Genomic DNA, 24,600 nt, shown 5'->3' with positions numbered 1-24,600 from the left:
CTCGCTGCCTTGACGCAACGCAGGCATCCTATGCGGTGCGGCGCACTCTGCCGGTGACGGCTCGCACGCGCGCGAGCAACGATTCGATCTCGGGAACGTGCAGCAGCTTGGCCGTCGACACGTAGACCAGGCAGAACAGCGGGACCCCGATCAGGGTCTCGAGCAGAGCGACACTCCGGGACTGCAGCGGGCTGCTGGGCGTGAAGATCCCGAGGGTGAAGTAGAAGACGATGGCGACGGTCAGGCTGGCGACCAGAGCGGCCAGGGCCAGCCGGCCGTAGGTCCGCAGGACGCCGTTGCCGGGCACTCGACCCAGGTGACGACGCACCAGGAACCACGCCACCGTCGCTTCGATGATGTAACTCAGCGATTGGGCACCCGCGACACCGGCTCCGACGGCCTGCACGGGTAGTAGGGCCGCCAGCAGCGTGAACGGGATGGCAATCGCCGTGCACACCACCTGCAGGTAGAACGGACGGATCGCGTCGCTGAAGGCGTAACAGACCCGTTGGATGAGGACGCACATCGTGAACGGGATCATGCCGAGGCACATCGCGATGGTGGCGTCGGCGACACTGGCGCCGGCGTTGTTGCGGGTGCCGAACATAGCGATGGCAATGGGGCCGATCAGGACGAATGAACCGATGGTGACGGCCACGGTGGAGACCCCCGAGAGCCGCATTCCCAGGGTGAGGTCGTCTGCGACGGCGGAGCGGTCGCCCCGGTGCGCTGCGTGGGACAAACGCGTGTAGAGCGCCGTCACCAGGGACAGCGTGATCACCGAGTGCGGCATCATGAACAGCAGGAAGGCGTACGACTGGGCGGCCTTACCGCCGAAGTCCTCAGGTACCGCATTGAGCACCCGTGACGTGACGATCTGTCCCACCTGTTGCACGGCCACTGCTCCCAGGGCCCACCCGGCGATCTTGGTGGTGGCCCGCGCCTCCAATCCCCGGAAACGCCAGTTGATCGCGAAACGGTAGCCACTACGCCGCAACGGGACGATCAGGATCGCTGCCTGCGCCGCGATGCCCAGGGTTGCGCTGCCGGCGAGGACCAGGATCTCGGCCCACGACCAGCCGTCGGCCTGCTGGATGGTCCCGGGATCGGACATCCCCCACAGCACGAACAGACCGAGGATCGACACGATGTTGGCCAGGACGGGGGCCCACATCAGCGCGCCGAAGCGGCTGCGGGCGTTCAGGACCTCCCCGAGCAAGGTGTAGGCACCGTAGAAGAACAGTTGCGGCAGGCAGACCAAGGTGAAGGCGATACCCAGTCGGAGGCGGGCCGGGTCGTTGGTGCCGTCGAAGATCCGGTAGAGATACGGCGAGCCGAGCATCAAGACGACCGTGATGGCCGCGAGCAGGATCATCGCCCGGGTCAGCAGCGCATCGGTGAAGGCTTTTCCGCCGTCCGCTTCGCGCAGCGCGCGAGTGATCTGCGGGACGAGTACTGCGTTGATGACCCCGCCGGCGAGCAGCAGGTAGATCAGGTTGGGCAGGTTGTTCGCGGTGTCCCAGACGCTGGCCGGCACGGTGTTCAACCCGATGATGTGCGCCAACAACACGACCCTGAGCACACCCATCAGCCGGGACACGATGGTCCCAGAGGCCATGATCACGCTGGAGCGGAGAATCCCACCGCCGGATGCCACCGGTGCCGGCGTGCTCGGGGCCGGTTCCGCGGGCTTCGGGCGGGAGGCTGCGGGTGTCGGAACGGGTTGCGCCGGTGCGCTGCCGCCGTGCTCCCGCCTCGTGTCGACGACCACCTCGGGCAGGTGCTGGACGCCGTCCAACCGGTCCAGCGCCGCCACGAATTCGTTCTCCGCGGCGGAGTCGGGCAGATCGGACCGGACCCACGCGTCGTACAGGCCGCCGAGACTCGCCGCGATCGGCGGTGGCTCGATGCCCGAGGGCGTGTCCCTGGCAGGTGGTGTGGGGCTCATTCTTCTTCGTCGTCGTCGATGAGCGGCGCGGGAGTGACGGTGACAACCGCATCGCTCGGGGTACGGGTGCTCGGATCGAGCTGCTCGGCGGTGCGCGGCCCGCGCCGGACCGCCCGGACCAACCCGACCACGAACACAATGCCACCCAAGGAGCCCAGGACCCAGTAGATCCAGCTCGCGGTGGGGCGTACGTCGACCTGCACCTGCGTGCTCTGACCGTCGGGGCTGCCGAGGACCAGGCCGCCGGGGGTGCTCAACGTGGCATCGACCGGCACCTGCCCCTGGGCCAGCGCCTGGACGTGGAACCGGGTCGTCGTGCGCCCGGCCACGCCGAGGTCCAGCGTGTGGGTCGGGTCCTCCACCTGCAAGATGGCCCGGCGCGGGGTCAGCGTGAGGTTCACCCCCTGCACGGCGCGGGTCAGTGAACTGGTGACGGTCACGCTCAACTGACCGGAGTCGGCGAAGAAGTTGACGTTGCCCGGGCTGACCGTCACCCGCGCGAGCAGGCCGGAGGTCGCCGTAGCGGCCAGGTGCAGGGTCCTCTCGGCGCCCGCCGTACCCCGCCAGCGCGTGGAGAAGGCCGTGTCCAACGCGGCGGTGCGCGCTGCGATGTCGGACTCTGCGTCCACCAGGATGGTGCCGAGCCCGGTCAGCCGGCGCCGTTGCTGCGCAACGCTTTCCAGCAGTGCGGTGGTGATGGCGCTACGACCCGGGACGGGGTACGGCGTGCCCTCCGCCGGCGTTCCGCGCACCTGGGCGAGCGGGCCGGTGGCCAACGCCGCCGCCGTCTGGTCGCCGGTGCGATCGGCGGTCCAGGCCGCGCCCCGAGCCGCGGTGAGTCGAGCCGCCAGCTCGGCCGGTTGCAAGGTCAACTGCCGTGGTACGAGCGCCGTCATCGAACGCTGGTTGCCCGGTCCTTGGAGGTAGACGGCCAGGGTGTACGCCAGCAAGTGCGCTGAGGCGGCGCCCTCACCCGAGGAATCCGGCGCCGACAGCAGGGAGCTCAGCGTCTCGTCGTACACCAGGAGGCCGGCGGTTCCGGTCGCCCGACGAGCGTCCGTGGTCACCAACCCGGTGTTCGCCACGATCCGGTTGGGTTGGATCACCACCGGCGCGCCACCGCGGGTTGCGGACCAGGTGGTCGTCAGTTGGCTCAGTTGCCGGGCCGTGAGTGCCTCGGCCGGCGCAGCGACCACCGTGTCGCTGATGGTGCGCAGGTCATCGGCCAGGGCCGGACCGACCGCCTGCTCCAGCACGGCCTGGTCGGCACTGCCCGCCAGCAGTCCCGACAGATCCGGATCGTCCAGCGGGGTCCACCAGACCGGCTGGCCGCCCTGCGCTGCCGACTGCAATCGCGTCCGCAGCGTGGTCATCTCGGTGGCGACGGGATCGTTGGCGGTCGGGGGCGTCGTCGTGGTGGTCGGCGTCGGGGTGCTGCCCCCGTCGTCGTCGGGGTCGGAGTGGGGCCGGTGGAGGTTGCCGTACTGGTCGTGGCCGTCGGGGAGGTGGGCGCGGTGGGCGCGGTGGGCAGGTTGTCGTCCTGGGCCACGGGTTCGGTCACGATGCGCGGATCGACCAGCCAGATGACCGGCTGGCCGGCCAGCGCGGTCAGCAACCGGTCGATCCGGGAACCGCTGCCGATGGCCTTGCGCCAGGCCTCCGCGCGGGCATCGCCGCTGGGCCCGAAGAGTGCCGGATCGGCCGGGAGGGTCAGTGGGACCACCCAGCTGATCGCCAGGCTGGGCGTCACCGAGTCTGCGGTGACGACCTGCAAGGAGCTACGCACACTGCGCAGAACGGGGCCACCGGCGCTGCTGACGCTGAGAACCATGGGCAGACTTGCGTACGAGCTCCCTTGCGGGATAGCGCTTTTCGGGATCTTGACCGTCCAGTTCGCTCGGCTGGAGGCGGCCAGTTGCGGCAGCGTGGCCGTCGCCACCGAGTTGGTCAGGTACGTCGTGTGGCCGCCTTGCCAGTCGGACAGCCGGGTGGTGGTGTCCAAGGAGCGGTTGCCCAACCCGACGGTGATCACCGGGGTGATCGGGTCAGCGGACCGGTTGGTGACCGTCCCGGTGACGGTGACATCGGCGGTGCCGTCGGAGATCTGCGGGCTGACCGTCCCGATGGTGAGCGACCCCTCGGTGTTCCAGTCGGCCGCGGCGGCCGCGGGCACCGCCGACGATGCCGGGACCCCGTTGCCCACCGTGATCCCGACCGACAACAGCGCCACGACGACAGCCAGCAGCACAGTGCGCAGCCACGGCCGGCGAAGGGGTCCAGCAGACACGAGTCTCAGGCGGTTCCGGCCAAACGCTCCCAGGCGAGCTGCACGATGCGGCGTTCGTTGGGGAAGGTGAGATAGCGGTGCACCGTGTCCAACCGGAACCATCGCGCGTCCACTGCCTCATGATCGGGGTCGCCCTCGACGCTGATCGATCCGCCGACGGCCTCGAGTAGATAGTGGTGCACGCGCTTGTGGATCCGGAACTTGGGTGTCGTGAACCAGTAGTCGATCGTGCCCAGGGTCAACAGTGCCTGGCCCACGATGCCGGTTTCCTCGGCGACTTCGCGAACCGCCGTCTCGACGAGAGTCTCGCCGGGCTCGACGTGGCCCTTGGGTAGGCACCACTCGAGTTTGCCGGCACGATTGTGCCGCGCGATCAACGCGATCCAGGCCAGGCCGTCGTTGACGTCGATGACCACCCCACCTGCGGAAATCTCCTCTACCGCCGGCAGCCGCCGCACGCTGCGGCTGGCTCGGGGCGGGGACAGGCTCATCTCAACACTGTAACCACGGGCACGCCGCCGGGGGTGTCTTCGCCTAACCTTGGCGGGTGCCCGAGCCCGACCCCATGTCCGAGTTGCCGTACGCCGAGTTGCAAGCTCGCGCCGTACGTCACCTGGCGCCCGTCCTGGGGGTGCTGACCGATCTCGGCGCACGGTTCGCGGCGCAGGGACACGAACTGGCACTGGTCGGCGGCCCGGTGCGCGACGCGTTGCTGGGCCGCACGCCCAGCGATCTGGACTTCACCACGTCCGCGAGCCCGGAACAGACCCAGGCGATCCTGGACGAGTGGGCCGACGCGACGTGGGACATGGGCCGGGCGTTCGGCACCATCGGCGGTCAGCGCGGCCCGGACACGGTCGAGATCACGACCTACCGGGCCGACGTCTACGACCGCACGAGTCGCAAACCGGAGGTGATGTTCGGCGATTCGCTGGTCGATGACCTGCGCCGTCGCGACTTCACCGTGAACGCGATGGCGTTGCGGCTGCCGGAGCCGGAATTCGTCGACCCCTTCGGCGGCCTGGCCGACCTGGCGTCCCGCATCCTGCGCACGCCGGCACCGGCTGTGGAGTCCTTCGCCGATGACCCGCTACGGATGATGCGTGCAGCGCGGTTCGTGGCCCAGCTGGGCTTCACCGCTTCGGCCGAGGTCGTCGCCGCGATGACGGCGATGGCCCCCTCGCTGGAGATGATCTCCGCGGAACGGATCCGCGACGAGTTGTCCAAGCTGCTGCTGGCCGATCACCCCACGCCCGGCTTGCGGCTGCTGGTCGACACCGGCCTGGCGGCGGTGATGCTGCCGGAGCTGCCGGCGCTGCAACTGGAGGTCGACGAGCACCATCGGCACAAGGACGTCTACGAGCACTCCCTGACGGTGCTTGAGCAGGCGATCGCGCTGGAAGGTCCGCGGCAGGTGCCCGGACTGGGCCCGGTCGAGCCGGTGCCCGGACCCGACCTGGTCCTGCGGCTGGCGGCGCTGCTGCACGACATCGGCAAACCCGCGACCCGCCGCTTCGAGTCCGGTGGCGGGGTCTCCTTCCACCACCACGAGATGGTCGGCGCGAAGCTGACCAAGAAGCGGCTGAAGGCGCTGCGCTACCCGGGTGACATCGTCAAAGACGTGTCCCGGCTGGTCGAGCTGCACCTGCGCTTCCACGGCTACGGCGGCGGGGAGTGGACCGACTCAGCCGTTCGCCGCTACGTCACCGACGCCGGGCCGCTGCTGTCCCGGTTGCATCTGCTCACCCGCTCGGACTCCACCACTCGCAACAAACGGCGGGCCGCGGCGCTCGCGGCGTCCTACGACAGCCTGGAGCGGCGGATCGCCGCGGTGCAGGAGGCCGAGGAGCTGGCCGCCGTCCGTCCGGAGCTGGACGGCAACCAGATCGCCGAAACCCTCGGCATCACACCGGGTCCGCTGTTGGGGCGGGCCTACAAGCACCTGCTGGAGTTCCGCTTGGACGCCGGCCCCGTCGGTCCCGACGCGGCCCGGCAGGAGTTGCTGCGCTGGTGGGCGCAGCAACAGCAGGCTCAGGACTGAGCCGACCGCAGGGTGTCGATCAGCGGGGTCGTCGGGCGACCGATCAACCGCGACAGCGTCCCGTCGGTGAAGGCCAGGTCGCCCTCGGCGATGTTGGCGTCCAGACCGGTCACGAAGCCGATGGCGCCGTCGGGCAGTCCGGCGTGCTTCAACGCCTCGACGTGTTCCTGCGTCGACACGTCCTTGCTGACCACGGCGCGGCCCAGTACCTCACCCAGCGCCGCCGCCAGATCGTCGTACGTCCAGGCGGTGTCACCGGCCAGCTCATAGACCTTGCCGACGTGCCCGCCGGTGGTGAGCACCACGGCAGCGGCTTCGGCGAAGTCCTTGCGCGACGCGGAGGCCACCTTGCCCTCGCGGGCGCTGCCGAGCAGCACCCCGCTGTCGCGGACCTCGTCCAGCTTCGGCAGGTAGTTCTCGTTGTACCAGTTGTTGCGCAGGATCACCGTCGGAAGTCCGCTGGTCGCGAGCGCTTCCTCGGTGGCCTTGTGCTCAGGAGCCAGGATCAGGCGGCTCGTGGTCGCGAACGGCGCTGAGGTGTAGACGAATTCGGTGATGGTCTCGCGGGAGGCGGCCACTTCGATGACCGCGGTGTGTTGGGCGACCCGATGGCCGACCTCGCTGCCTGAGACCAGCAGCACCTTGTCCACCGGCTCGGCGCCCACCATTGCGGCCAGGATCGTCTCGGGCCGGTCGTAGTCGAGCTCGGCGGCACCCACCCCGCGGTCGATCAGGTCCGCGATCTTGTCCGGTGTGCGAGCTCCGGCGATGATCTGGTTCGCCGGGACGCCGCGCTCCAGCAATGCGTCGATGGCGAGGCGACCGAGGTGTCCGGAGGCGCCGGTGACAAGGATGGTCATGGTCAGTCCTTTCGTGGGTCCTGTTCGCGGCAACCGGCGGGCGGGGCGTTGCATTCCCTGGTCAGGACACCGGTTCGGTAACCGTTGCCCCACCCGTCGGCGACGAGTGGGGCAACGATTTCCAGAGCACAGGCACGTTCGATGGATCAGCTTTCCGCGAGGATCAGCTCGTCGTCCAGAGCCAGCTCGTGCTTGCCGCGGCCACCGCGACGGGGGCGCAGGGCCACCATCAGCACCCCGAAGCCCACCGCGAGCAGGCCCCCGGCCACCGCGAACCCTCGGTCGGCGCCGGTCACGAAGGCGTCGGTCACCGCTGCCGGTGCGCTCGAGGCGGGGTGCGCCGTCGCGAACACCGTGACCAGGACGGCCAGGCCCAGGGCGCCGCCCAGTTGCTGGGTGACGTTGACCAGACCCGAGGCCACCCCGCGGTCGGCCGGTTCCACACCGGTCAGTCCGGCGGCGGTCAGCGGGACGAACGCGGTGCCGTTGCCGAGGCCGAGCAGGATCATCGGCAGCACCATCGCGGCGTACGACGTGTGCGCACCGAGCACCAGCGCCATGGATCCCAGCCCGATCGCCGAGAGCGCCATTCCGATGCCGGCGATCACCCGCACGCTGTAGCGGTCGGCCAGCCACCGGGACACGATCTGCGAGGAGGAGAAGACCGAGAGCGGGATGGGCAGGAAGGCCAGGCCGGTCTGCAGAGGCGTCCAACCGAGCACCAGCTGCAGGTACTGGCTCATGAAGAAGAACGCGCCCATCGAGCCGGCCACGAGGAGCAGCCGCGCGACGTACGCCGTGGAGCGCTCCCGGTGGGCGAAGAGCCGCAACGGGGTGATCGGGTGACTGACCATCGACTCGTTCAGCAGGAACGCACCCAGCAGGACGACGCCGGTAACGAAGGCGATCAAGGTGCCGGCATCGCCCCAGCCGTCCTCGGCGGCCCGGATGAACCCGTAGACGACGGTGCTCATCCCCAGGGTCACCAGTACGGCGCCGAGGGCATCGGCCGGCGTGCGGGTCCGGCCGGTCCGGGGCAGGACGATCAGTGCCGCCGCGAAGACGGCCACACCGATCGGTGCGTTGACGAAGAACACCCAGCGCCAGGAGGCGAGGTCGGTCAGGAGGCCGCCGGCGATCAGGCCGATCGCTGCGCCTGAGGCGGAGACCACGGTGTACCAACCGATCGCGCGGGTCTGCTGCCGTCCCGGGGCGACGCTGGACATCAGGATGGTGAGCGCAGCGGGTGCGAGCATCGCAGCGCCGACGCCCTGCACCGCGCGAGCGCTGAGCAGGACCGCGGCGTTGGTGGCGAACCCGCCGAGGATCGAGGAGCCGGTGAACAGCGCCAATCCGGCCAGGAAGGTCGCTCGTCGGCCGGCGATGTCTCCCAGCCGCGAGCCGAGCAGCAGCAGGCCGCCGAACGCGAGGGTGTAGGCGTTGACCACCCAGGACAGGCTGGCGGAGTTCATCGACAGTTCCCGCTGGATGTCCGGCAGGGCGATGTTCACGATGGCCGCGTCCAGCACGATCATCAGCTGGGTGATCAGCACCACCGCGACGATGACGCCGGTACGGCGCGACATCCGCCCGGCGGGAGGGGATGAGGTATCGGGGGAGGCACTACGGGTGGTATCGGTGTGGGTCATGTCAGTTAGCCCTTCAAGGAGTGTGGGGCGTAGAATCGACTGAAGCGGAGGATTTCTCCGCTTGCGATATGACGAATATACGGAGGCAACCTCCGGTTATGCAAGTGGTGCCTCGAAGGTGGTGTGGAGTCCATGGGGGAAACGTCGACGACGGTGTCGCGTAATCAGGGGACTGAGACGGTTTCAGGAAGCGCGAATCCCGTTGCCACAGAAGCGAAGAAGCCGTTGCGTGCCGACGCTGCCCGCAACCGGGCGAAGTTGCTGACGGCCGCTGCGGATGCCTTCGCCCAGCAGGGTGTCGAGGTCTCGCTCGAGGACATCGCCGCGGCTGCCGGAGTCGGGATCGGCACCCTCTACCGCAACTTCCCCACCCGTGAAGACCTGGTGCTGGCGGTGTACGCCGACCAGGTGAGCGCCCTGGAGCAGCGTTCGCAGGAGCTACCGGCGCAGTTCGCACCGGCCGAGGCGTTGCACGAATGGATGCGCGGTTTCGTCGACTTCTATGCGGTCAAACGGGGCATGGTCAACCTGCTGCGTTCGATGCAGAGCACCAACCAGACGCCCTTCGAGGGGACCAGGGAAAAGTTGCTCGCCTCCGCCGACCGGGTCCTGCAGCCGGCGATCGAGTCCGGCGCCGTGCGGCCCGACGTCAGCGCCAGCGAGATCACCCGCGCGCTGGGCGGAATCTGCTTGGCCGCAACGAACAACGGCAACGATGCCAACGACACGGCGCTGCCGCTGGTGGACCTGATTTTCGACGGTCTGCGCTACGGCTGCCCGGCCAGCGCGGCGGCCGACCCGGGCACGGACTGAACCACTCGGCGTACCCGCCGCTCGCGGTCCTAGTCCGTCACGACGACGAGGACCTCGCCCTCCTGCACCACGTCACCCCGGCGCACGCGCACGGCGGTCACGGTTCCGGCGAACTCGGGCGTCACCGGAATCTCCATCTTCATGGACTCCAGGAGGACCAGCTCCTGGCCAGCCTCGACCTGATCGCCGACGGACACATGGACGGCAGCAACCTCGGCAACCAGGTCCGAGGCAATCTCCTGATGGGGCACCTGGTCAGTCAAGCACCGGAGCCGATCGCGCCGCGCCGTGCGAACCGCCGGAAACCCCAGCCGTTCTTTGTGCGTTCTACACACAACCGCATGTCCCCCAGTCGTGACATCGGTCATGACTGGGGGACCATGTCACGATGTATCGTGAATTTGCCGAGCCGTTCCGAGTGAAGGAATCCCATGCCGATCGTCGCTACCGTCTTCGCAGTTGCCTGCTTGGCGCTGCTCGTCGGTCGCATGACCGGACGTCTGCCGCGTGACCTGACCGGTGGCGCGTTCCTCGGGTTGGTCCTGTGCGGAGTCTTCGGAGCGGGCTGGGTATTCACCCTTTTGCCATTCCTCTTCGTAGGCTGGGTTGTGCTGGGACCGGTCCGTCGGGAGCACAAGCGCTCACTGAAGGCGGCCCGGCGTGCGCAGATCGAAGGAAGGTGGCAGCAGATGGCCGATCAAGGCGCCGGTCAATCATGCTGCGATAACCCCATGCCGCACCGTCACCGCCCTTATGAGCCGCCGATCGCTGGAACTCCTCGTCGGCGCCGGCCCTACGACCCGCCGGTGCCCGAGACTCCGGTCACCCGCGCCGAGCAGGGACTGCTGGAGTACGCCGCCGACACCCGGCTGCCGGCATCCAGCCGTGAGCGGGTGGGCGCGTTGCACGATCGCCTGGTGGAGGCCTCGAAGTACGTGCAGGATCGCGGATTGTCCTCCGGGCTGCAGGGATTCGGTCTCGAGCAGATCCGCGACGACTTCGCACCGAACGCGATCAAGTCCTACTTGGCGTTGCCGCCGTCGACGGCGCAGACCACCGTGCTGGTGGACGGCAAGACCGGCGCCGACCTGCTCAACGAACAGCTCGACCTGCTGATCAAGGGCGTCGACCAGCAATTGGTGTCGGCGGCGATGGCCAGCGGCGATCAGATGGTCGCCAGCGAGCGGTTCTTGCGGGAGAAGTTCGGCAACCGGCCGGGAGATCTCGACCTCTGAGAGGTCAGACGACGGCTAGCGGTCGTCCGATGGAAATGCCGTTCTATGGTGGCCGCATGGTGAGCATGGGCCGGGCGGTCGCGGCGGCCGGGATGCTGTGCAGCGTTGGCCTGCTGACAGGGTGCTCGTCGTTCGATAACCGCGCGTGCACGGCCAGCCGCATGGAGGCCGACCAGGCAATCGTCGTCGGTGCCGGAATCCCGACGGCTGCGGCTGCTGGGATCTGCGACAAAGCAGCTTGCTCGTGGGCGACCGCGTCGACGACCGATTGCGTCGAAGTGCCTCTCGAGATCACCGTCCCCAACCCGGTCTCCACGATCACCGCGAAGGTCTCGGTCAACGGATCGCCGATCGCCGCGCCCGTGACGGCGACCCCGACGGCTACCCCCTCGACCCAGGTCCAGAACGGGTGCGAGGTAGGCGTCGAATATCGCTACACGGTCACCGTGACCCCGACCCGCTGACGGTGGACTTGCCGGCACGGTTCCTGAGGAGAGCGCGGCTTCTGAGGGAGCACCAGCCGACAGCCACCCTCAGAACGGGCGATCCCCTCAGAATCGGAAGGAACACCAATCTGGGGCACACGAGAACGGCGGTCCACCCCGCAAAGGGATGGACCGCCGTACGTCGATCAGCAGTTAGCGAGCCTCGGTGCCGGCGATGAACGCCTCCAGGCGAGCCCGGCCCTCGGTGTCCTCGCGCTGCTCCGGCGGGGACTTCATCAGGTAGGACGAGGCGGACAGCAGCGCGCCACCGATGCCGCGGTCCTTGGCGATCTTGGCCGCACGGATCGCGTCGATGATGATGCCGGCCGAGTTGGGGGAGTCCCAGACCTCGAGCTTGTATTCGAGGTTCAACGGCACGTCGCCGAAGGCGCGACCCTCGAGCCGCACGTAGGCCCACTTGCGGTCATCGAGCCACGCGACATAGTCCGACGGGCCGATGTGCACGTTCTTGTCGTTGATCTTGCCCGACAGCGGACCGTTCAGGTTGCTGGTCACGGCCTGGGTCTTGGAGACCTTCTTGGACTCCAGGCGCTCGCGCTCGAGCATGTTCTTGAAGTCCATGTTGCCGCCGACGTTCAGCTGGTAAGTGCGGTCCAGCGTGACCCCGCGGTCCTCGAACAGCTTGGCCATGACGCGGTGGGTGATGGTCGCGCCGACCTGGGACTTGATGTCGTCGCCGATGATCGGCACACCCGCGGCCTCGAACTTCGCGGCCCACTCCGGGTCGGAGGCGATGAAGACCGGCAGCGCGTTGACGAAGGCCACGCCCGCGTCGATCGCGCACTGCGCGTAGAACTTGTCGGCCTCTTCCGAACCCACCGGAAGGTAGGAGACCAGCACGTCGGCCTTGGCGTCCTTGAGGGCCTGTACGACGTCCACGGGCTCGGCGTCGGACTCATCGATGGTCAGGGCGTAGTACTTGCCGATGCCATCGAGGGTGTGACCGCGCTGCACGGTGACGCCGGTCGGCGGCACGTCGGCGATCTTGATCGTGTTGTTCTCGGACGCGTTGATCGCCTCGGACAGGTCGAAGCCGACCTTCTTGGCGTCCACGTCGAACGCGGCGACGAACTCGACGTCGCCGACGTGGTAGTCACCGAACTTCACGTGCATCAGGCCGGGGACCGTGCTGTCCGCCGGGGCGTTCTTGTAGTACTCGACACCCTGGACCAGCGAGCTGGCGCAGTTGCCGACGCCGACGACGGCGACGCGGATAGATCCCATGGACATAGCTCCTTGTGCGGATTTCTTACTTGATTTCAGTGGTGGACTGCTGGGTTGCGGGACGGCCGGCCCGCTCGGTCTCGATGAGTTCGGACAGCCACCGGACCTCGCGTTCGGTGGATTCCAAACCGTGGCGGTGCAGTTCGGTGGTGTAGGCGTCAGCGCGCTCACGGCGCGCCCGGGAGGCCTCGCGTGCGGCGTCGAGGCGCTCCTCAAGACGTGAGCGGCGACCCTCCAGGATGCGCAACCGCACGTCCTGGCCGGTCTGGCCGAAAAACGCGAAGTGCACGTCGAAAGAGCCGTCTTCCCAGGATCCCGGGCCGGCGTCGGAGAGCAGCGCTTCGAGCTGTTCCTTGCCTTCGGGGGTCAGCGCGTAGGTGATCCGCGAGCGGGAGTTGATGGGGTGGCCGGATTCGTCGGCGGCGCTCGCGGTGACCCAGCCCCGCTGCTGCAACGTCTTCAGGCACGGATACAAGGAGCCGAAGGACACCATGTGGAAGGCACCGAGGATTCCCGACAGCCGCTTGCGGATCTCGTACCCGTGCAGCGGGGAGTCGTGCAGCAACCCCAGGACGGCGAGCTCGAGCATCGCGCCGCGGCGGTTCGCGCGGGTGGGGCTCATGACGGCTCTTTCCTGGCGGGGCGAATGGGCTGGGCGATCAACGTGCACGAACGGGCGGAACGGGACGACTGCGATATAACGAGGCAACGTTAGCGCTCGATGTATCGAAATGATACATCGGAGACTGTGAATCTGCTTACAGCCGGTGTTCTGCGGCATTCCGCGCCAATCCGCGGTTCTATCCGGCACGCCGCCGGTTCGGCATGGGCCGCCGGCCAGTCGCTTCGCAGGAGGCATTAAGTTGCCCGGCTACCCTTCTTGATCGTGAGTGATCAGCCCGACGTACCCGCCGACGCGGCGACCACGACCCACGGGCGGCCGACCAAGCCGGCCAAGCGGTCCGCGGGACGCCCGAAGAAGAAGCAGAAGAAGCAGCACGGTCTGTTCTTCAAGGTCGTCGTGGGCACGATCCTGGGTCTGCTCGGTCTGTTGGTGGCCGCTATCGCCGCCCTCGTGGTCATCTACTTCACCACCGACATCCCCCAGGCGAACGCGGACGCGACCAAGCAGATCTCCATCGCCTACTACGACGACGGGAAGACCGAGATCGGCCGCCTCGGCTCGATCAACCGGGTTCCGGTCACCCTCGACAAGGTGCCGGTGCAGACCCAGCACGCCTTCCTGGCCGCCGAGGACCGCGACTTCTATGAGAACAAGGGCGTCTCGCCGACCGGCATCCTGAGGGCGCTGTGGTCCAACGTGCGGGGCGGCTCGATCAAGGGCGGTGGCTCCACGATCACCCAGCAGTACGTCAAGAACTACTTCCTGACCCAGGACCAGTCGCTGTCGCGCAAGCTGCGCGAGGCGATGATCGCGATCAAGATCGACCAGAAGTACTCCAAGGACCAGATCCTGGAGGACTACCTCAACAACGTCTACTTCGGGCGCGGCGCGTACGGCATCCAAGCCGGGGCGCAGGCCTACTTCGGCGTCGATTCCGACAAGCTGACGCTCAACCAGGGCATCTTCCTGGCCAGCGTGATCAACGCACCGAGCCTGTTCGACCCGGCTTACGCCGAGGGCAACATGGCCCGCGCACAGTCCCGGGCTGCGTACGTCGCTGACGGCATGGTCGGCAAGGGCTGGCTGAGCCAGTCGGAGCGGGCGAACCTGACGCTGCCCAGCTTCCCGGTGATCAAACAGAAGTCGAGCGTTTCGGGCCCCAACGGCTACATCATTCAGGCGCTGCGCAAGGAGATGGTCAGCAAGCTGGGCATGACCGACAACGACATCGACCGCGGTGGGCTGCGGATCGTCACCACGATCAACAAGAAGGACCAGGACGCGGCGATCGCCGCGGTCGACAAGGTGGTCCCGGAGGACATCCGCAACCTCGGCAATATCCACACCGGCTTGATGGCCCAGAAGACCGACGGCGCCGTGGTGGCCATGTACGCCGGGACCGACCCGCAAAAGGACGCCTCGGCCACGCAGTACCAACTGCTGCAGGGCGGATCCAGCTTCAAGGTCTTCGGCCTGGCCGCAGCCCTCAAGCAGGGCATGAAGCCCTCGAGCACGTACTACAACGGGCCGGCCGAGTTGTACGTCGGCGGCAGCGGCAACGGTTCGGTGGTGCACAACTTCGGCAACGAATCCTTCGGGCGCATCAACCTGGTCACCGCGCTGGCCCACTCGGTCAACACCGTCTTCGTGCAACTGAACAAGGACCTCGGCGAGGACTACAAGCCAACCCTGCAGGCGGCGCAGGACCTGGGTATCCCCGCCACGGATCCGGGCATGCTGGACACCAAGGAACCCGCAACGTTCATCAACAACATCCTGGGCACGCCCGCGGTGAAGGTGGCCGACATGGCCACGGCGTACAACACGATCAACAACAACGGCACCCGGGTCGATCAGTACTTCATCAGCAAGATCACCAGCGCCGGCGATGCCGCCGACTACACCCACAGTCAGTCCGGCAAGGAGGTGCTGACCAAGGACCAGGCGGCCACCCTGACCCAGGCCATGTCACATGTGCTGAGTGACCGGGGCGCCACCGGTTCGACGGCCGACGACATCCTGGGCCGTCCCGCCGCGGGCAAGACCGGCACTTCGGGTACGACCAGCGAGAGCGGCGCGATCTGGTTCACGGGATTCACCCCCGGCCAGCTGACGACCTCGGTCGGCATGTTCAAGCCCAACAGCCAGGGCGGCACCGACGGGCAAATCATCTACAACGGGAAACCGGCGACCGGTGGTGCGCTCGCGGCCCAGGTGTGGGGCTACTTCATGAAGAGTGCGCTCGCCGGGCAACCGGTGGCCCAGTTGCCGAAACCGTCGGGTGACACGGGAGCGACCTACACCCGGCAACCGACCTACACCAGTCGCGAGCCCCAGCCGACGACGACGTCCGCCCCCACGACCACGGTCACGACGTCCGAACCTCCGACGCCCACGAGCACCACCACCTCGCAGACCCCGACCAGCACCACCACGACGTCCCAGGTGCCGACCACCACGCGGCCGACGCCGACGCGCACGCAACAGCCGACATCTACGTCGCAGGAAGCGCCCCCCAGCAGCGAGCGCCCGACCAGCAATCAGGGCCAACCGCCCAAGGCACCCGCGTCGTCGGCGCCGTAAGCCGCACGGGACCGGTTTAGTCTGATCGCGATGAGCGTGATCGGGGATGGGGCGCAGGACCCGACGGGTCCGGGCGACGAGGTGAGCGACCAGGCGGACCAGGAGCGCGCCGTACGCGAAAGGGCTGCACGGGACCGCCGCGAGCGCGCCCGGCTGCGCACCCCGAGCCTGGTCGAGGGCCCGGCCGCGGTCGGGTCCCAGGTGATCGGCGGACCCGTCGGGCGGTTTGCGACCGTCGGCCGCCGCGGCTGGCCCTTCGCGGCCGCCCTGTTGTCGGCCGCCGCTAGCATGCTGGTCGCGCTCTGCGTCCTGCAGAAGAGCCACTGCGTGAAGGTGGGCTGGGGTTCACCGGGGTCGTTGTGGCGGGCCTGCTACTCCGATATCCCGATCGGCGCGGGCACCCCGGCGGCCCGTGGGCCAGCGGCGGCCCCGGGCAGTCCCAGCCGGTGCTCACCGCGATCCTCACCTGGCTCGCGCGCAAGGCGGTGCCGGGCGGTAGCAGCCTGGAGCAGCAGCAGATGCTCTTCGCCGTGGGTGCGGTCATCGTGGTCGTCTGCATCGCGTTGACCGTCACCGCCACGGCCGCGACCCTGCGCAACACCCCCTGGCTGGCTGCCCACGTCGCGCTCAGCCCGGTCCTGATCACCGCCTCGATGGTGTCCCTCGACGTGTTCGGGGTCGCGCTGGCCTCCCTCGGCCTGTGGGCGTGGGCCCGGCATCGTCCGCTCCTGGCCGGTGCCCTGCTGGGTGCGGCGGTGATGGCGCGCAGTTATCCGCTGATCTTCGTGGCGGTGCTGGTCCTGTTGTGCGTGCGCGATGGGCGCCGGCACGACCTGGCGCGCTTGATCGCCGGAGTGCTGGCCGTCTGCGCCATCTGCATCGGGGTGGCGGTGGCGCTCGGCGGCCGGCCGTTTGCGCCGTACGCCGCGTGGAACGATGCCGGACCGGGCTACGGATCGGTCTGGCTGCTGTTGCAGATCGCCGGGGTGAACATTCCGGCGCACCCGCTGACCGTCATCGCGGTGGCCGGCTGGGTGATCGCGCTGCTGGTCGGTGTGATCGCGGTACGCCTGCGCCCGGACGTCGCCTTCGCCCCCTGGCCCTGGTGATGCTGGTCGTCGTGATGCTGACCGGCAAGGCGATTCCGGTGCAGGCGTGTCTGTGGGTGCTGCCGCTGCTGGCCCTCAGTGCCGTGCGCTGGCGCGATCACCTGATCTGGGCCGGCGTGGAGATCGTCTACTTCATCATGGTGTGGATGTACATCGCCGCACCGAGCAATCCGGCCAAGGGTCTGCCCGGCGCGGCGTTCGCCGTGTTCAGTCTGGCTCGTTCGCTGGCTTACGTGGGTATCGCCTGGGCGGCGTGGGACTCCAGTGACACGGCGCGTACGGCGATCGGCGGGGATCCGGTGCATCGCCCGGTCCCCGTGCGGTCGGCCGCGGTGGTCGCTCTCCCGGTCGGCGATTAGGGACCCGCGCGGGCTGCCGATAGACTCGAGTGGTCTATCGGTGGCCTGTGGATGAATTCTGCGGGTTGTCGGTGTGCTGCGGGATAGTGGCGGCATCGACGCTCAGGTAGACACGCTGCAACCCTCCTGTCACGGAGAGACCGTGACCGCCGAGACCAAAGGAGGTGGGTTCACGCATGCGTCAGTACGAACTCATGATCATCCTCGACCCGTCGCTGGACGACCGGGCCGCAACCCCCACTCTGGAGAAGTTCCTCACCGTGGTCACCAAGGACGGTGGCACCGTGGACAACATCGATCTGTGGGGCCGTCGCCGTTTGGCGTACGACATCAAGAAGCAGTCCGAAGGCATTTACGCGGTCATCAACATGACCGCCGAGTCCGCCACTGCTCAGGAGCTCGACCGCCAGCTCGGCCTGTCCGAGTCGGTTCTGCGGACCAAGCTGCTGCGCGCTGACGCCTGATCGGCGCCAGCCCTTCACCACCCACTGACCGAATCCACCATTCCCGAGGGACGAACTCCATGGCTGCAGGCGACACCGTCATCACCATCATCGGCAACCTGACCCAGGACCCGGAGCTGCGCTTCACTCCGTCCGGGGCTGCCGTCGCGAACTTCACCGTGGCATCCACGCCGCGCACGTTCGACCGGCAGAGCAACGAATGGAAAGACGGCGAAACGCTGTTCATGCGCTGCTCGGTGTGGCGTGAAGCGGCGGAGAACGTCGCCGAGTCCCTGGTGCGCGGTTCCCGGGTGATCGTCTCCGGGCGCTTGAAGTCGCGTTCCTTCGAAACGAAGGAGGGCGAGAAGCGCACGGTGATGGAGCTCGAGGTCGACGAGGTCGGACCGTCCCTGCGGTACGCAACCGCCAAGGTCAACAAGACCCAGCGCGGTGGCGGCGGCGGTGGCGGTTGGAACACCGGCGCAGGCAACTCCGGCGCCAGTGACAACAACGACCCGTGGGCCACCGGTGGCTCCAGCCAGCAGGCGCCGGCCCAGTCGGCGCCGTCGGGTGGCAACCAGGGTGGTTGGAGCACCGGCCCGTCCTACGACGAGCCACCGTTCTGATCACTCACTGACAAAGAATTACCCATCCCGAGCGTTGCTCGGGCTCTCGTAAAGAAGGAGAGCACCACGATGGCAAAGCCCGTTGTGCGTAAGCCCAAGAAGAAGGCCAACCCGCTGAAGGCCGCCAAGGTCGAAGCGATCGATTACAAGGACGTCGCGCTGCTGCGCAAGTTCATCAGCGACCGCGGCAAGATCCGCGCTCGTCGGGTGACCGGCGTGTCCGTCCAGGAGCAGCGGCTGATCGCGACCGCGGTCAAGAACGCCCGCGAAATGGCGCTGCTGCCCTACTCGAGCTCGGCTCGCTGAGCCCGCGTAAGGAGAGCTGAACGATGAAGATCATCCTGACTCACGAGGTGTCCGGTCTGGGCGCCGCCGGTGACGTGGTCGAGGTCAAGGACGGCTACGGCCGTAACTACCTGCTGCCCAAGGGTCTGGCCCTGCCCTGGACCAAGGGCGGCCAGAAGCAGGTCGACTCGATCAACCGGGCCCGCCAGTCGCGTGCGGTGAAGTCGTTGGAGCAGGCGCAGAGTGCGAAGGGCACCTTGGAGAACACCAAGGTCACCCTCCCCGCCCGTGCCGGTGCCAACGGCCGCCTCTTCGGCGGTGTGACCACCGCTGAGATCGCCGACGCCGTGCAGGCCTCCGGTGGCGGCAGCATCGACCGGCGGACCGTGGAGGTTCCCTCCCCGATCCGCACGACCGGTGAGCACACCGTGACCGTCCGGCTGCACCCGGAGGTCCTGGCCACCGTGACCCTGAACGTGGTGCCCGCCAAGTAGGGCGCCCGACTCAGGCGAGCGATCGCCGTACGTTCGAAGGCCTCGTCCCGCCGGGACGGGGCCTTCGACGTTGTCCCGGCGGGGGATCCGGGCGAGGGAGAGCGCGCGGGGGCGGTTCAGCTGCCGGTGACCAGCCAGCGGTCCGAGCGGGCCCGCAGCCCGAGACCGACACAGCGCAGCACGAGGAACCACCCGAACGCCAACCACACGATCACCATGGCGGTGCCGTCGCCCAGCGCGGCCAGGTCGCCGGCGTGGGCCCGCAGGGCGATGACCACCGGCGCGTAGCCGAGCAGGACAAGAACCTGCACCCACGCCAGGGCGCGGCCGTCACCGGCGCCGATGAGCACCCCGTCCAGGACGAAGACGATCCCGCAGACCGGGAGCAGCGCCGCGAGCACCAGCAGGGCGGCGCCGAGGGTCTGCTGCAGGTGCGGATCGTCGGTGAACAGCCGCGGTAGCACGGTGTGGGTCGCCGTCAGCAGCACCGCGAGGACGGCTCCGAGACCGACTCCCCACCAGGTGAGGATGCGGGTGAGGTGTCGCGCACCGGATCGGTCGCCGGCGCCGAGGGCCCGCCCGGTCATCGTCTGGGCGGCGATCGCGAGTGCGTCGAGCGCGAAGGCCATGAACGAGAACACGGTCATCGACACCTGGTTGGCCGCCAGCACGACGGTACTGATGCCCGCCGACAGCCAGGTGTCGAGCAGGAGAGCTCCGCGCAGCGCCAGGGTCCGGACCAGCAGCGGTACGCCGCTCGCGGCCGAGGTGAGTACGCCGGCTGGGTGCGGAGTGAGCCGGGCTCCCCGGGCCCGGGCCTGACGGGCGACCACCGCCCCGAGCCCCAGTCCCATCCCGGTCTGTGCGATGACGGTGCCCCAGGCCGAGCCGGCGATGCCCAGGCCCACGGGGTAGACCAACAAGTAGTTCAGCGCGATGTTGACGCCGAAGCCGAGGGTGGCCGCGACCAGGGGCGTGCGGGTGTCCAGCAGGCCGCGCAGGACGCCGGTGGCGGCCAGGATCACCAGCATGCCGGGGATCCCGATCGCGGAGATGCGCAGGTAGATCACCGCCTGGTCGACGGTGGCGTCGGAGGCGCCGAACAACCGGCAGATGGGTTCGGCGGTCCCACCGACGACGATCGCGGTCACCGCACCGAGGCCGATGGACAGCCAGATGCCGTCGATGCCGCCGGCCAGGGCCTCGCTCTCCTGACCGGCACCCATCCGGCGCGCGACCAGTGCGGTCGTGCCGTACGCAAGGAAGATGAACACGTTGACGCCGGTGAGTAGGGCCGCGCTGGCGACGCCCAGTCCGGCAAGGGGAACGGTGCCCAGGTGACCGACGATCGCGGTGTCCGCCAGGAGGAAGAGGGGTTCGACGATCAGGGCCAGGAAGGCCGGCACGGCCAGGGCGGCAATCTGGCGCGCCGACACCGTTGTTGCCGGCGGTGAGTCCACCCGCCGATGCTACCCATCCGCGATGTGAGACATTCCGAGTCCGAATTACGGACAACTTTTGGATGGGTCGTCGGTGTTACAGGCGAAATTGCGACTAAGGCTGAGATCCGCGCGGTTCCGCGGAAATATCACGAAAAGATCACGAGCCGTAACCGGCGGGCGTGACGGCGACTGCCCCGATCGGTCGTTGCCGAGTTGTGCACAACCTTGGCGAAAGGTTGGGAAGGGCTCCGTGCTCCTGTCATAGTTTCTGGCGCCGGTCGAAGCAACGGGGAGTCTGCGACCGGGAGCGCGGCGGGTACAGGCCCGATTCGGCGCTCTCCTTGTCCATCCACGAAGGGTCCCTCTCCGCTCATGGTTTCCTACCGCCCCCGCCACCTCAAGCGCTCGGTTTCTCCTTTGCGCGGTCGTGGCGCAGCTCTGGCGGCCTCCGCCGCGGTGCTCGTGCCCGCGATGGCTGTCACCGATCAGTCCGCTGCCGCACCGGTCAGCGTCAAAGCCGCTGTCGCGCCGGCCGCCGTGTCCGCCGCCACCACGGCGACCGGTCCCACGCTGCGTTACGGCTCCTACGGTTCCGCGGTCCGCGTGTTGCAGAGCAAGCTGAACGCCAAGGGCTACCGACTGGTGGTCGACGGGGCGTTCGGCCCCAAGACCCGCGCCGCGGTCCGGGCCTTCCAGGCCAAGTCCCGCATCGGTGCGACCGGCGTCGTGACCGCCGCCACCTGGCGGGCGCTGGGCGGCTACCCGAAGTCCGCCGCTCCGTCCCGCAGCAGCGCGCGCGGCAGCATCGTCTCGGTCGCCTACCGCTACCTCGGCGCCCCGTACGTGCGTGGCGGATCCGGTCCGCGCGTCTTCGACTGCTCGGGCCTGACGTCGTACGTCTACCGCCAGGTCGGTATCTCCCTGCCGCGCACCGCGCGGGGCCAGCAGGCCGCCGTACCGCGCACCTCCCACCCGGTTCCCGGCGACCTGGTGTTCTTCGGCTACCCGGCCACCCACGTGGGTATCTACGTCAGCCCCGGCCGGATGATCGCCTCCCCGCGCCCCGGCCAGGTGGTCAAGCTGCAGCCGATCTACCAGCGTCCTTCGGGCTACGGCCACGTGCGCTGAATCGCTCGCAACTCCGGTTCCGCCGGCTGTCTCGAATTATGAGACAGCCGGCGGAACTTTTTCGTTCGGCGTGTCGTACGAAGAACTTCGAATGACACGTTTGTAGTATCCGCTCCCGCAAATCGTCGATAGCCGCGCAATGCCGCGGATCTTGCCCCGGCCACTCGCACATCGCGGCGTGTCGATGCTTGACACCATCGGCCACGTCAGCCCCGGCAGTCTCGTTTTCCCCATCTTTCACATTCGTCACACGCCCGGCATAGTCCTTAGTCGTAGGCGCCGGATGGGGTCCCGCGCTACGCCTTGCACGCAGTTCCACCCCTGCCGCCGAGCCATCGGCGGTGTGGTTTCGACACGTGAGCGCCGACACGGACGGCCGGATGACGACGAGAGGGTCTCATGACCACGACTGCCCCCACGATCCCCGACGCGCGCTGGAGCGAGGCACCCAGGCCGCGCCACCAGCGGCAGCGACCCGGCCTGTCGGCGAAGGTCGCGCCCATCGTGACCTCCCGCAAGGGCTTGGTCCTGTCCGGTAGTGCGCTGGCCGTACCGGCCTCCGCCGGTGCGGTCCTGGCCGCGACTCCGGCCGAAGCAGCCGTGTCGCCCGTCAGCGCCGTTCGTACCCCCAGCGTCGTACACGTGACGACGACGCCGTCCAGCCCCGTGGTGATCCTCAGTTACAACGACACGGGTGCGCTGGTCAAAACCCTTCAGCAGCGACTGGGCGGCCTGGAACTCGACGGTTGGTTCGGACCCAAGACGCTGGCCGCGGTCAAGGCGTTCCAGGCGTCCAAGAGGCTGGCGGTCGACGGCGTCGTCGGTCCGTTGACCTGGACCGCGCTGGGCGGCTTCCCCGGCAGCTCCGGCGGCACCGGTGGCTCCACGGGAGGCTCGGGGTCCGGCGGTACCTCCTGCGCGGTCAAGGTGCTGCGGTACGGCTCCTCCGGTGACGCGGTCCAGGTGCTCCAGCAGCGTCTGGGTCGGGGGTTGGCCGACGACGGCGAGTTCGGTGCGCTCACGCTGGCCGCCCTGAAGTCCTACCAGGCCGCCAAGGGCCTGGTGGTCGACGGGATCGCCGGCCCGGCGACGTGGAGCGCGCTGGGCGGCTTCCCGTGCGGGACGGGCGCGACCGGCGGCACCGGCGGGGGCGGGACCGGCACCGGCGGCGGTGGAACCACTACCCCGGTCCAGGGTTCGTTGCAGCAGAAGGCGATCGCCATCGCCAAGCAGTACCTGGGGATTCCGTACGTGCTCGGCGGCAACACGCCCGCCCAGGGCTTCGACTGCTCCGGCCTGACCAAGTACGTCTACGCCCAGCTGGGCGTCACGCTGCCGCGCACGGCTCGGGCGCAGCAGGCCTACCTGGGCAACACGAACAGCCCCGTGCCCGGCGACCTGGTGTTCTTCGGTTACCCCGCCTACCACGTGGGCATCTACCTGGGGAACAACACCATGCTGGCCGCGCCGCACCCGGGCGAGGTGGTCCGGATCCAGCCGATCTACACCACCCCGTCCAGCTATGGACACGTCACCGGGAACTGATCCGTGGTTGCTCTACCTCGCCATCAGCGGCGGCGGCCCGGGCTGGCCGATGCTGTCCGGCCCTTGGTCGTGAGCCGTCGGACCCGCGCCGCTGCCGGCGCTGCGGTGACGGTCCCGTCGGTCGTCGGAGGTAGCGCCCTGGCGGCCGCGCCCGCCGAGGCTGCGACCCCCGCACCCACCGCGGCCCCGTCAACAGCCCGCGTGGTCGCGGCGTCGGGCGTACCTGTCGGGGCGCAAGTGCTGCGGTACGGCTCCAGCGGCGCGTTGGTGAAGGTGGTGCAGCAGCGTCTGGGCAAGCTGACCGTCGACGGCCGGTTCGGAGCCAAGACGCTGGCCGCGGTCAAGACCTTCCAGCGTTCCCACAAACTGGTCCCCGACGGTGTGGTCGGCGCCCTGACGTGGAGCGCGCTGGGCGGACTGCCCGGCGCGACCCCGCCGGCGGCCAAGCCGACCAGTCCCGCCTCGTGCAGCGTTCCGGCGACCCTGCGGTACGGCGCGACCGGGACTTCGGTGAAGACGTTGCAGAAGGCGCTGGGCGGGCTGAGCGTCGACGGGGTGTTCGGGGCCAAGACGCTGGCAGCGGTGAAGAAGGTGCAGAAGCTCAAGGAGCTGCCGGTCACCGGCACGGTGGATGCTGCCACCTGGAAGGCACTCGGCTGCACGCTCACGCCTCCTTCCCCGGGCGGTGCTGGGCCAACCGGCGGCGGCACGGGTGCTACCCCGGGAGACGCCGACTCGCCGTACCGGCTGCCGTGGAAGGCCGGCGTCGGCTACCGGATCAGCCAGGGTGCGCAGGGCTCGTTCTCACACAACGGTGTCTACGACCGGTACGCCGTGGACTTCGCGCTGCCTTCCGGCACCCAGGTGCTCGCCTCGCGGGACGGAGTCGTGAAGGGATCAGGGTGGATCTCCGGCGGCGGCAATTACGTGTTGATCCAAGATGCTTCCGGCTTCTGCCAGGAGTACTTCCACCTGAGCGGCTATTCGGTGCGGGCCGGACAGAAGGTGGCCCAGGGTGCTCCGATCGCCCGCTCGGGCAGCACAGGTCATTCGACGGGTCCGCACCTGCACTTCCAGATGGTGAACTGCTCGACCTGGAAGGCCGTTTCGGTGGTGGACACCTACGAGGAGGGCACGTCGTACGTCGCGGGGCAGTGGGCGATCAGCCGTAACGGGTGAACCTGGCCGATGCTGACGGCTTGTTCCGCGAAGGGTGCGCGGGATGAGCCGTTATGCATATTCGGGGTGCATTGTTTGACCTCGTTCACCTCATGATCTGTGGATAGTCCGAAGGATGGACCAGCGCGAGTTTAGTTTCTATGCACACGCTAAGAGCCCCATCGGTGCAGGTCAGAGCCCTTCTCTTGGTTCGTCGCCGCATTTGTCCACAGCCCTTTC

General features: G+C 68.4%; 24 protein-coding genes. 14 read left to right on the top strand and 10 right to left on the bottom strand.

Annotated features, from left to right (window positions below; all coding sequences use genetic code 11):
* Positions 1-28: 28 nt before the first annotated feature.
* Genes murJ through ACFQBT_RS18385 form a run of 4 tightly spaced genes read right to left on the bottom strand, consistent with a single transcriptional unit; the run spans position 29 to position 4,726 of the window.
* Complete coding sequence (gene murJ / locus ACFQBT_RS18400) at positions 29-1,948, bottom strand: murein biosynthesis integral membrane protein MurJ (RefSeq protein ID WP_377824967.1); 1,920 nt, start codon at positions 1,946-1,948, stop codon at positions 29-31.
* Positions 1,945-3,321, bottom strand: a complete 1,377-nt coding sequence (locus ACFQBT_RS18395; protein ID WP_377824965.1) for a hypothetical protein — start codon at positions 3,319-3,321, stop codon at positions 1,945-1,947. Before ACFQBT_RS18395 ends, murJ begins: the two co-directional genes overlap by 4 nt.
* Positions 3,318-4,235 (bottom strand): hypothetical protein, encoded by a 918-nt coding sequence (locus tag ACFQBT_RS18390; protein ID WP_377824963.1) that lies wholly within the window; start codon positions 4,233-4,235, stop codon positions 3,318-3,320. The genes ACFQBT_RS18395 and ACFQBT_RS18390 overlap by 4 nt, the downstream gene beginning before the upstream one ends.
* Positions 4,236-4,240: 5 nt before the next feature.
* Positions 4,241-4,726, bottom strand: a complete 486-nt coding sequence (locus ACFQBT_RS18385; RefSeq protein ID WP_291524497.1) for an NUDIX hydrolase — start codon at positions 4,724-4,726, stop codon at positions 4,241-4,243.
* Between the two features lie 74 nt (positions 4,727-4,800).
* On the opposite strand from ACFQBT_RS18385, the gene ACFQBT_RS18380 reads away from it, so the two are divergent.
* Positions 4,801-6,276, top strand: coding sequence for a CCA tRNA nucleotidyltransferase (locus tag ACFQBT_RS18380; protein ID WP_377825553.1), 1,476 nt, complete (start codon positions 4,801-4,803; stop codon positions 6,274-6,276).
* Here ACFQBT_RS18380 and ACFQBT_RS18375 read toward each other — a convergent pair.
* On the bottom strand, positions 6,267-7,136 hold the full coding sequence (locus tag ACFQBT_RS18375) for an SDR family oxidoreductase (RefSeq protein ID WP_377824962.1): 870 nt from the start codon (positions 7,134-7,136) through the stop codon (positions 6,267-6,269). The two genes, ACFQBT_RS18380 and ACFQBT_RS18375, sit on opposite strands and share 10 nt — an antisense overlap.
* 146 nt (positions 7,137-7,282) lie before the next feature.
* Positions 7,283-8,785, bottom strand: a complete 1,503-nt coding sequence (locus tag ACFQBT_RS18370; protein WP_377824960.1) for an MFS transporter — start codon at positions 8,783-8,785, stop codon at positions 7,283-7,285.
* A 132-nt stretch (positions 8,786-8,917) separates the two neighbouring features.
* Here ACFQBT_RS18370 and ACFQBT_RS18365 point away from each other — a divergent pair, with 132 nt between their 5' ends.
* Positions 8,918-9,598 carry a TetR/AcrR family transcriptional regulator gene (locus ACFQBT_RS18365; RefSeq protein WP_377824959.1) on the top strand — a complete coding sequence of 227 codons (681 nt, stop codon included), beginning with the start codon at positions 8,918-8,920 and terminating at the stop codon, positions 9,596-9,598.
* 29 nt (positions 9,599-9,627) lie between these two features.
* Here ACFQBT_RS18365 and ACFQBT_RS18360 read toward each other — a convergent pair whose 3' ends face one another.
* Positions 9,628-9,861 (bottom strand): biotin/lipoyl-binding carrier protein, encoded by a 234-nt coding sequence (locus tag ACFQBT_RS18360; protein WP_377824958.1) that lies wholly within the window; start codon positions 9,859-9,861, stop codon positions 9,628-9,630.
* A 168-nt stretch (positions 9,862-10,029) separates the two neighbouring features.
* On the opposite strand from ACFQBT_RS18360, the gene ACFQBT_RS18355 reads away from it, so the two are divergent.
* Together ACFQBT_RS18355 and ACFQBT_RS18350 are read left to right on the top strand one after the other, a co-directional pair.
* Complete coding sequence (locus ACFQBT_RS18355; RefSeq protein WP_377824956.1) at positions 10,030-10,833, top strand: hypothetical protein; 804 nt, start codon at positions 10,030-10,032, stop codon at positions 10,831-10,833.
* A 56-nt stretch (positions 10,834-10,889) separates the two neighbouring features.
* Positions 10,890-11,297, top strand: a complete 408-nt coding sequence (locus ACFQBT_RS18350) for a hypothetical protein (protein ID WP_377824954.1) — start codon at positions 10,890-10,892, stop codon at positions 11,295-11,297.
* 174 nt (positions 11,298-11,471) lie between these two features.
* Here ACFQBT_RS18350 and ACFQBT_RS18345 read toward each other — a convergent pair whose 3' ends face one another.
* Together ACFQBT_RS18345 and ACFQBT_RS18340 are read right to left on the bottom strand one after the other, a co-directional pair.
* A complete protein-coding gene (locus tag ACFQBT_RS18345; protein ID WP_377824952.1) occupies positions 11,472-12,563 on the bottom strand; it encodes an inositol-3-phosphate synthase in 1,092 nt (363 codons plus the stop codon).
* A gap of 25 nt (positions 12,564-12,588) precedes the next feature.
* Positions 12,589-13,185 (bottom strand): PadR family transcriptional regulator, encoded by a 597-nt coding sequence (locus ACFQBT_RS18340; RefSeq protein WP_377824950.1) that lies wholly within the window; start codon positions 13,183-13,185, stop codon positions 12,589-12,591.
* A 264-nt stretch (positions 13,186-13,449) separates the two neighbouring features.
* On the opposite strand from ACFQBT_RS18340, the gene ACFQBT_RS18335 reads away from it, so the two are divergent.
* The 7 genes from ACFQBT_RS18335 (at position 13,450) to rplI (ending at position 19,087) form a co-directional block, all read left to right on the top strand.
* The gene (locus tag ACFQBT_RS18335) at positions 13,450-15,771 is read left to right on the top strand and encodes a transglycosylase domain-containing protein (RefSeq protein WP_377824949.1); all 2,322 of its coding nucleotides are present in this window, start codon (positions 13,450-13,452) and stop codon (positions 15,769-15,771) included.
* Positions 15,772-16,130: 359 nt separating this feature from the next.
* Positions 16,131-16,880 (top strand): glycosyltransferase 87 family protein, encoded by a 750-nt coding sequence (locus ACFQBT_RS18330; protein ID WP_377824947.1) that lies wholly within the window; start codon positions 16,131-16,133, stop codon positions 16,878-16,880.
* A complete protein-coding gene (locus tag ACFQBT_RS18325; protein ID WP_377824945.1) occupies positions 16,877-17,239 on the top strand; it encodes a hypothetical protein in 363 nt (120 codons plus the stop codon). Before ACFQBT_RS18330 ends, ACFQBT_RS18325 begins: the two co-directional genes overlap by 4 nt.
* 176 nt (positions 17,240-17,415) lie before the next feature.
* Positions 17,416-17,703 carry a 30S ribosomal protein S6 gene (gene rpsF, locus ACFQBT_RS18320; protein ID WP_377824943.1) on the top strand — a complete coding sequence of 96 codons (288 nt, stop codon included), beginning with the start codon at positions 17,416-17,418 and terminating at the stop codon, positions 17,701-17,703.
* Between the two features lie 59 nt (positions 17,704-17,762).
* Positions 17,763-18,308 (top strand): single-stranded DNA-binding protein, encoded by a 546-nt coding sequence (locus tag ACFQBT_RS18315; RefSeq protein WP_377824941.1) that lies wholly within the window; start codon positions 17,763-17,765, stop codon positions 18,306-18,308.
* 69 nt (positions 18,309-18,377) lie between these two features.
* Positions 18,378-18,614, top strand: a complete 237-nt coding sequence (gene rpsR / locus ACFQBT_RS18310; RefSeq protein ID WP_109687271.1) for a 30S ribosomal protein S18 — start codon at positions 18,378-18,380, stop codon at positions 18,612-18,614.
* Between the two features lie 23 nt (positions 18,615-18,637).
* Entirely contained in the window at positions 18,638-19,087 is a 450-nt protein-coding gene (gene rplI, locus ACFQBT_RS18305) for a 50S ribosomal protein L9 (RefSeq protein WP_377824940.1), read from the top strand.
* Between the two features lie 116 nt (positions 19,088-19,203).
* On the opposite strand, the gene ACFQBT_RS18300 is transcribed toward rplI, so the two are convergent.
* Positions 19,204-20,547 carry an MATE family efflux transporter gene (locus tag ACFQBT_RS18300; RefSeq protein WP_377824938.1) on the bottom strand — a complete coding sequence of 448 codons (1,344 nt, stop codon included), beginning with the start codon at positions 20,545-20,547 and terminating at the stop codon, positions 19,204-19,206.
* 453 nt (positions 20,548-21,000) lie between these two features.
* On the opposite strand from ACFQBT_RS18300, the gene ACFQBT_RS18295 reads away from it, so the two are divergent.
* The 3 genes from ACFQBT_RS18295 (at position 21,001) to ACFQBT_RS18285 (ending at position 24,381) form a co-directional block, all read left to right on the top strand.
* Positions 21,001-21,657: a C40 family peptidase gene (locus ACFQBT_RS18295; protein ID WP_377824936.1), complete on the top strand. Its 657-nt coding sequence runs from the start codon at positions 21,001-21,003 to the stop codon at positions 21,655-21,657.
* A gap of 399 nt (positions 21,658-22,056) precedes the next feature.
* Positions 22,057-23,202, top strand: a complete 1,146-nt coding sequence (locus tag ACFQBT_RS18290) for a C40 family peptidase (protein WP_377824934.1) — start codon at positions 22,057-22,059, stop codon at positions 23,200-23,202.
* A gap of 69 nt (positions 23,203-23,271) precedes the next feature.
* The gene (locus ACFQBT_RS18285; RefSeq protein WP_377824933.1) at positions 23,272-24,381 is read left to right on the top strand and encodes a peptidoglycan DD-metalloendopeptidase family protein; all 1,110 of its coding nucleotides are present in this window, start codon (positions 23,272-23,274) and stop codon (positions 24,379-24,381) included.
* Positions 24,382-24,600: the final 219 nt, after the last annotated feature.

The organism is Branchiibius cervicis, assembly GCF_042661605.1.
GTDB classification, from domain to species: Bacteria; Actinomycetota; Actinomycetes; order Actinomycetales; family Dermatophilaceae; genus Branchiibius; species Branchiibius cervicis.
This window is presented reverse-complemented; position numbering and strand designations above follow the sequence as displayed.

Bases quoted from the DNA above. Each gene is read 5' to 3' on its own strand.
- murJ (WP_377824967.1), bottom strand. From the start codon at position 1,948: ATGAGCCCCACACCACCTGCCAGGGACACGCCCTCGGGCATCGAGCCA.
- ACFQBT_RS18395 (WP_377824965.1), bottom strand. From the start codon at position 3,321: ATGACCACGCTGCGGACGCGATTGCAGTCGGCAGCGCAGGGCGGCCAG.
- ACFQBT_RS18385 (WP_291524497.1), bottom strand. From the start codon at position 4,726: ATGAGCCTGTCCCCGCCCCGAGCCAGCCGCAGCGTGCGGCGGCTGCCG.
- ACFQBT_RS18380 (WP_377825553.1), top strand. From the start codon at position 4,801: ATGTCCGAGTTGCCGTACGCCGAGTTGCAAGCTCGCGCCGTACGTCAC.
- ACFQBT_RS18375 (WP_377824962.1), bottom strand. From the start codon at position 7,136: ATGACCATCCTTGTCACCGGCGCCTCCGGACACCTCGGTCGCCTCGCC.
- ACFQBT_RS18370 (WP_377824960.1), bottom strand. From the start codon at position 8,785: ATGACCCACACCGATACCACCCGTAGTGCCTCCCCCGATACCTCATCC.
- ACFQBT_RS18365 (WP_377824959.1), top strand. From the start codon at position 8,918: ATGGGGGAAACGTCGACGACGGTGTCGCGTAATCAGGGGACTGAGACG.
- ACFQBT_RS18355 (WP_377824956.1), top strand. From the start codon at position 10,030: ATGCCGATCGTCGCTACCGTCTTCGCAGTTGCCTGCTTGGCGCTGCTC.
- ACFQBT_RS18350 (WP_377824954.1), top strand. From the start codon at position 10,890: ATGGTGAGCATGGGCCGGGCGGTCGCGGCGGCCGGGATGCTGTGCAGC.
- ACFQBT_RS18345 (WP_377824952.1), bottom strand. From the start codon at position 12,563: ATGGGATCTATCCGCGTCGCCGTCGTCGGCGTCGGCAACTGCGCCAGC.
- ACFQBT_RS18340 (WP_377824950.1), bottom strand. From the start codon at position 13,185: ATGAGCCCCACCCGCGCGAACCGCCGCGGCGCGATGCTCGAGCTCGCC.
- rpsF (WP_377824943.1), top strand. From the start codon at position 17,416: ATGCGTCAGTACGAACTCATGATCATCCTCGACCCGTCGCTGGACGAC.
- ACFQBT_RS18315 (WP_377824941.1), top strand. From the start codon at position 17,763: ATGGCTGCAGGCGACACCGTCATCACCATCATCGGCAACCTGACCCAG.
- rpsR (WP_109687271.1), top strand. From the start codon at position 18,378: ATGGCAAAGCCCGTTGTGCGTAAGCCCAAGAAGAAGGCCAACCCGCTG.
- rplI (WP_377824940.1), top strand. From the start codon at position 18,638: ATGAAGATCATCCTGACTCACGAGGTGTCCGGTCTGGGCGCCGCCGGT.
- ACFQBT_RS18295 (WP_377824936.1), top strand. From the start codon at position 21,001: ATGGCTGTCACCGATCAGTCCGCTGCCGCACCGGTCAGCGTCAAAGCC.
- ACFQBT_RS18290 (WP_377824934.1), top strand. From the start codon at position 22,057: ATGACCACGACTGCCCCCACGATCCCCGACGCGCGCTGGAGCGAGGCA.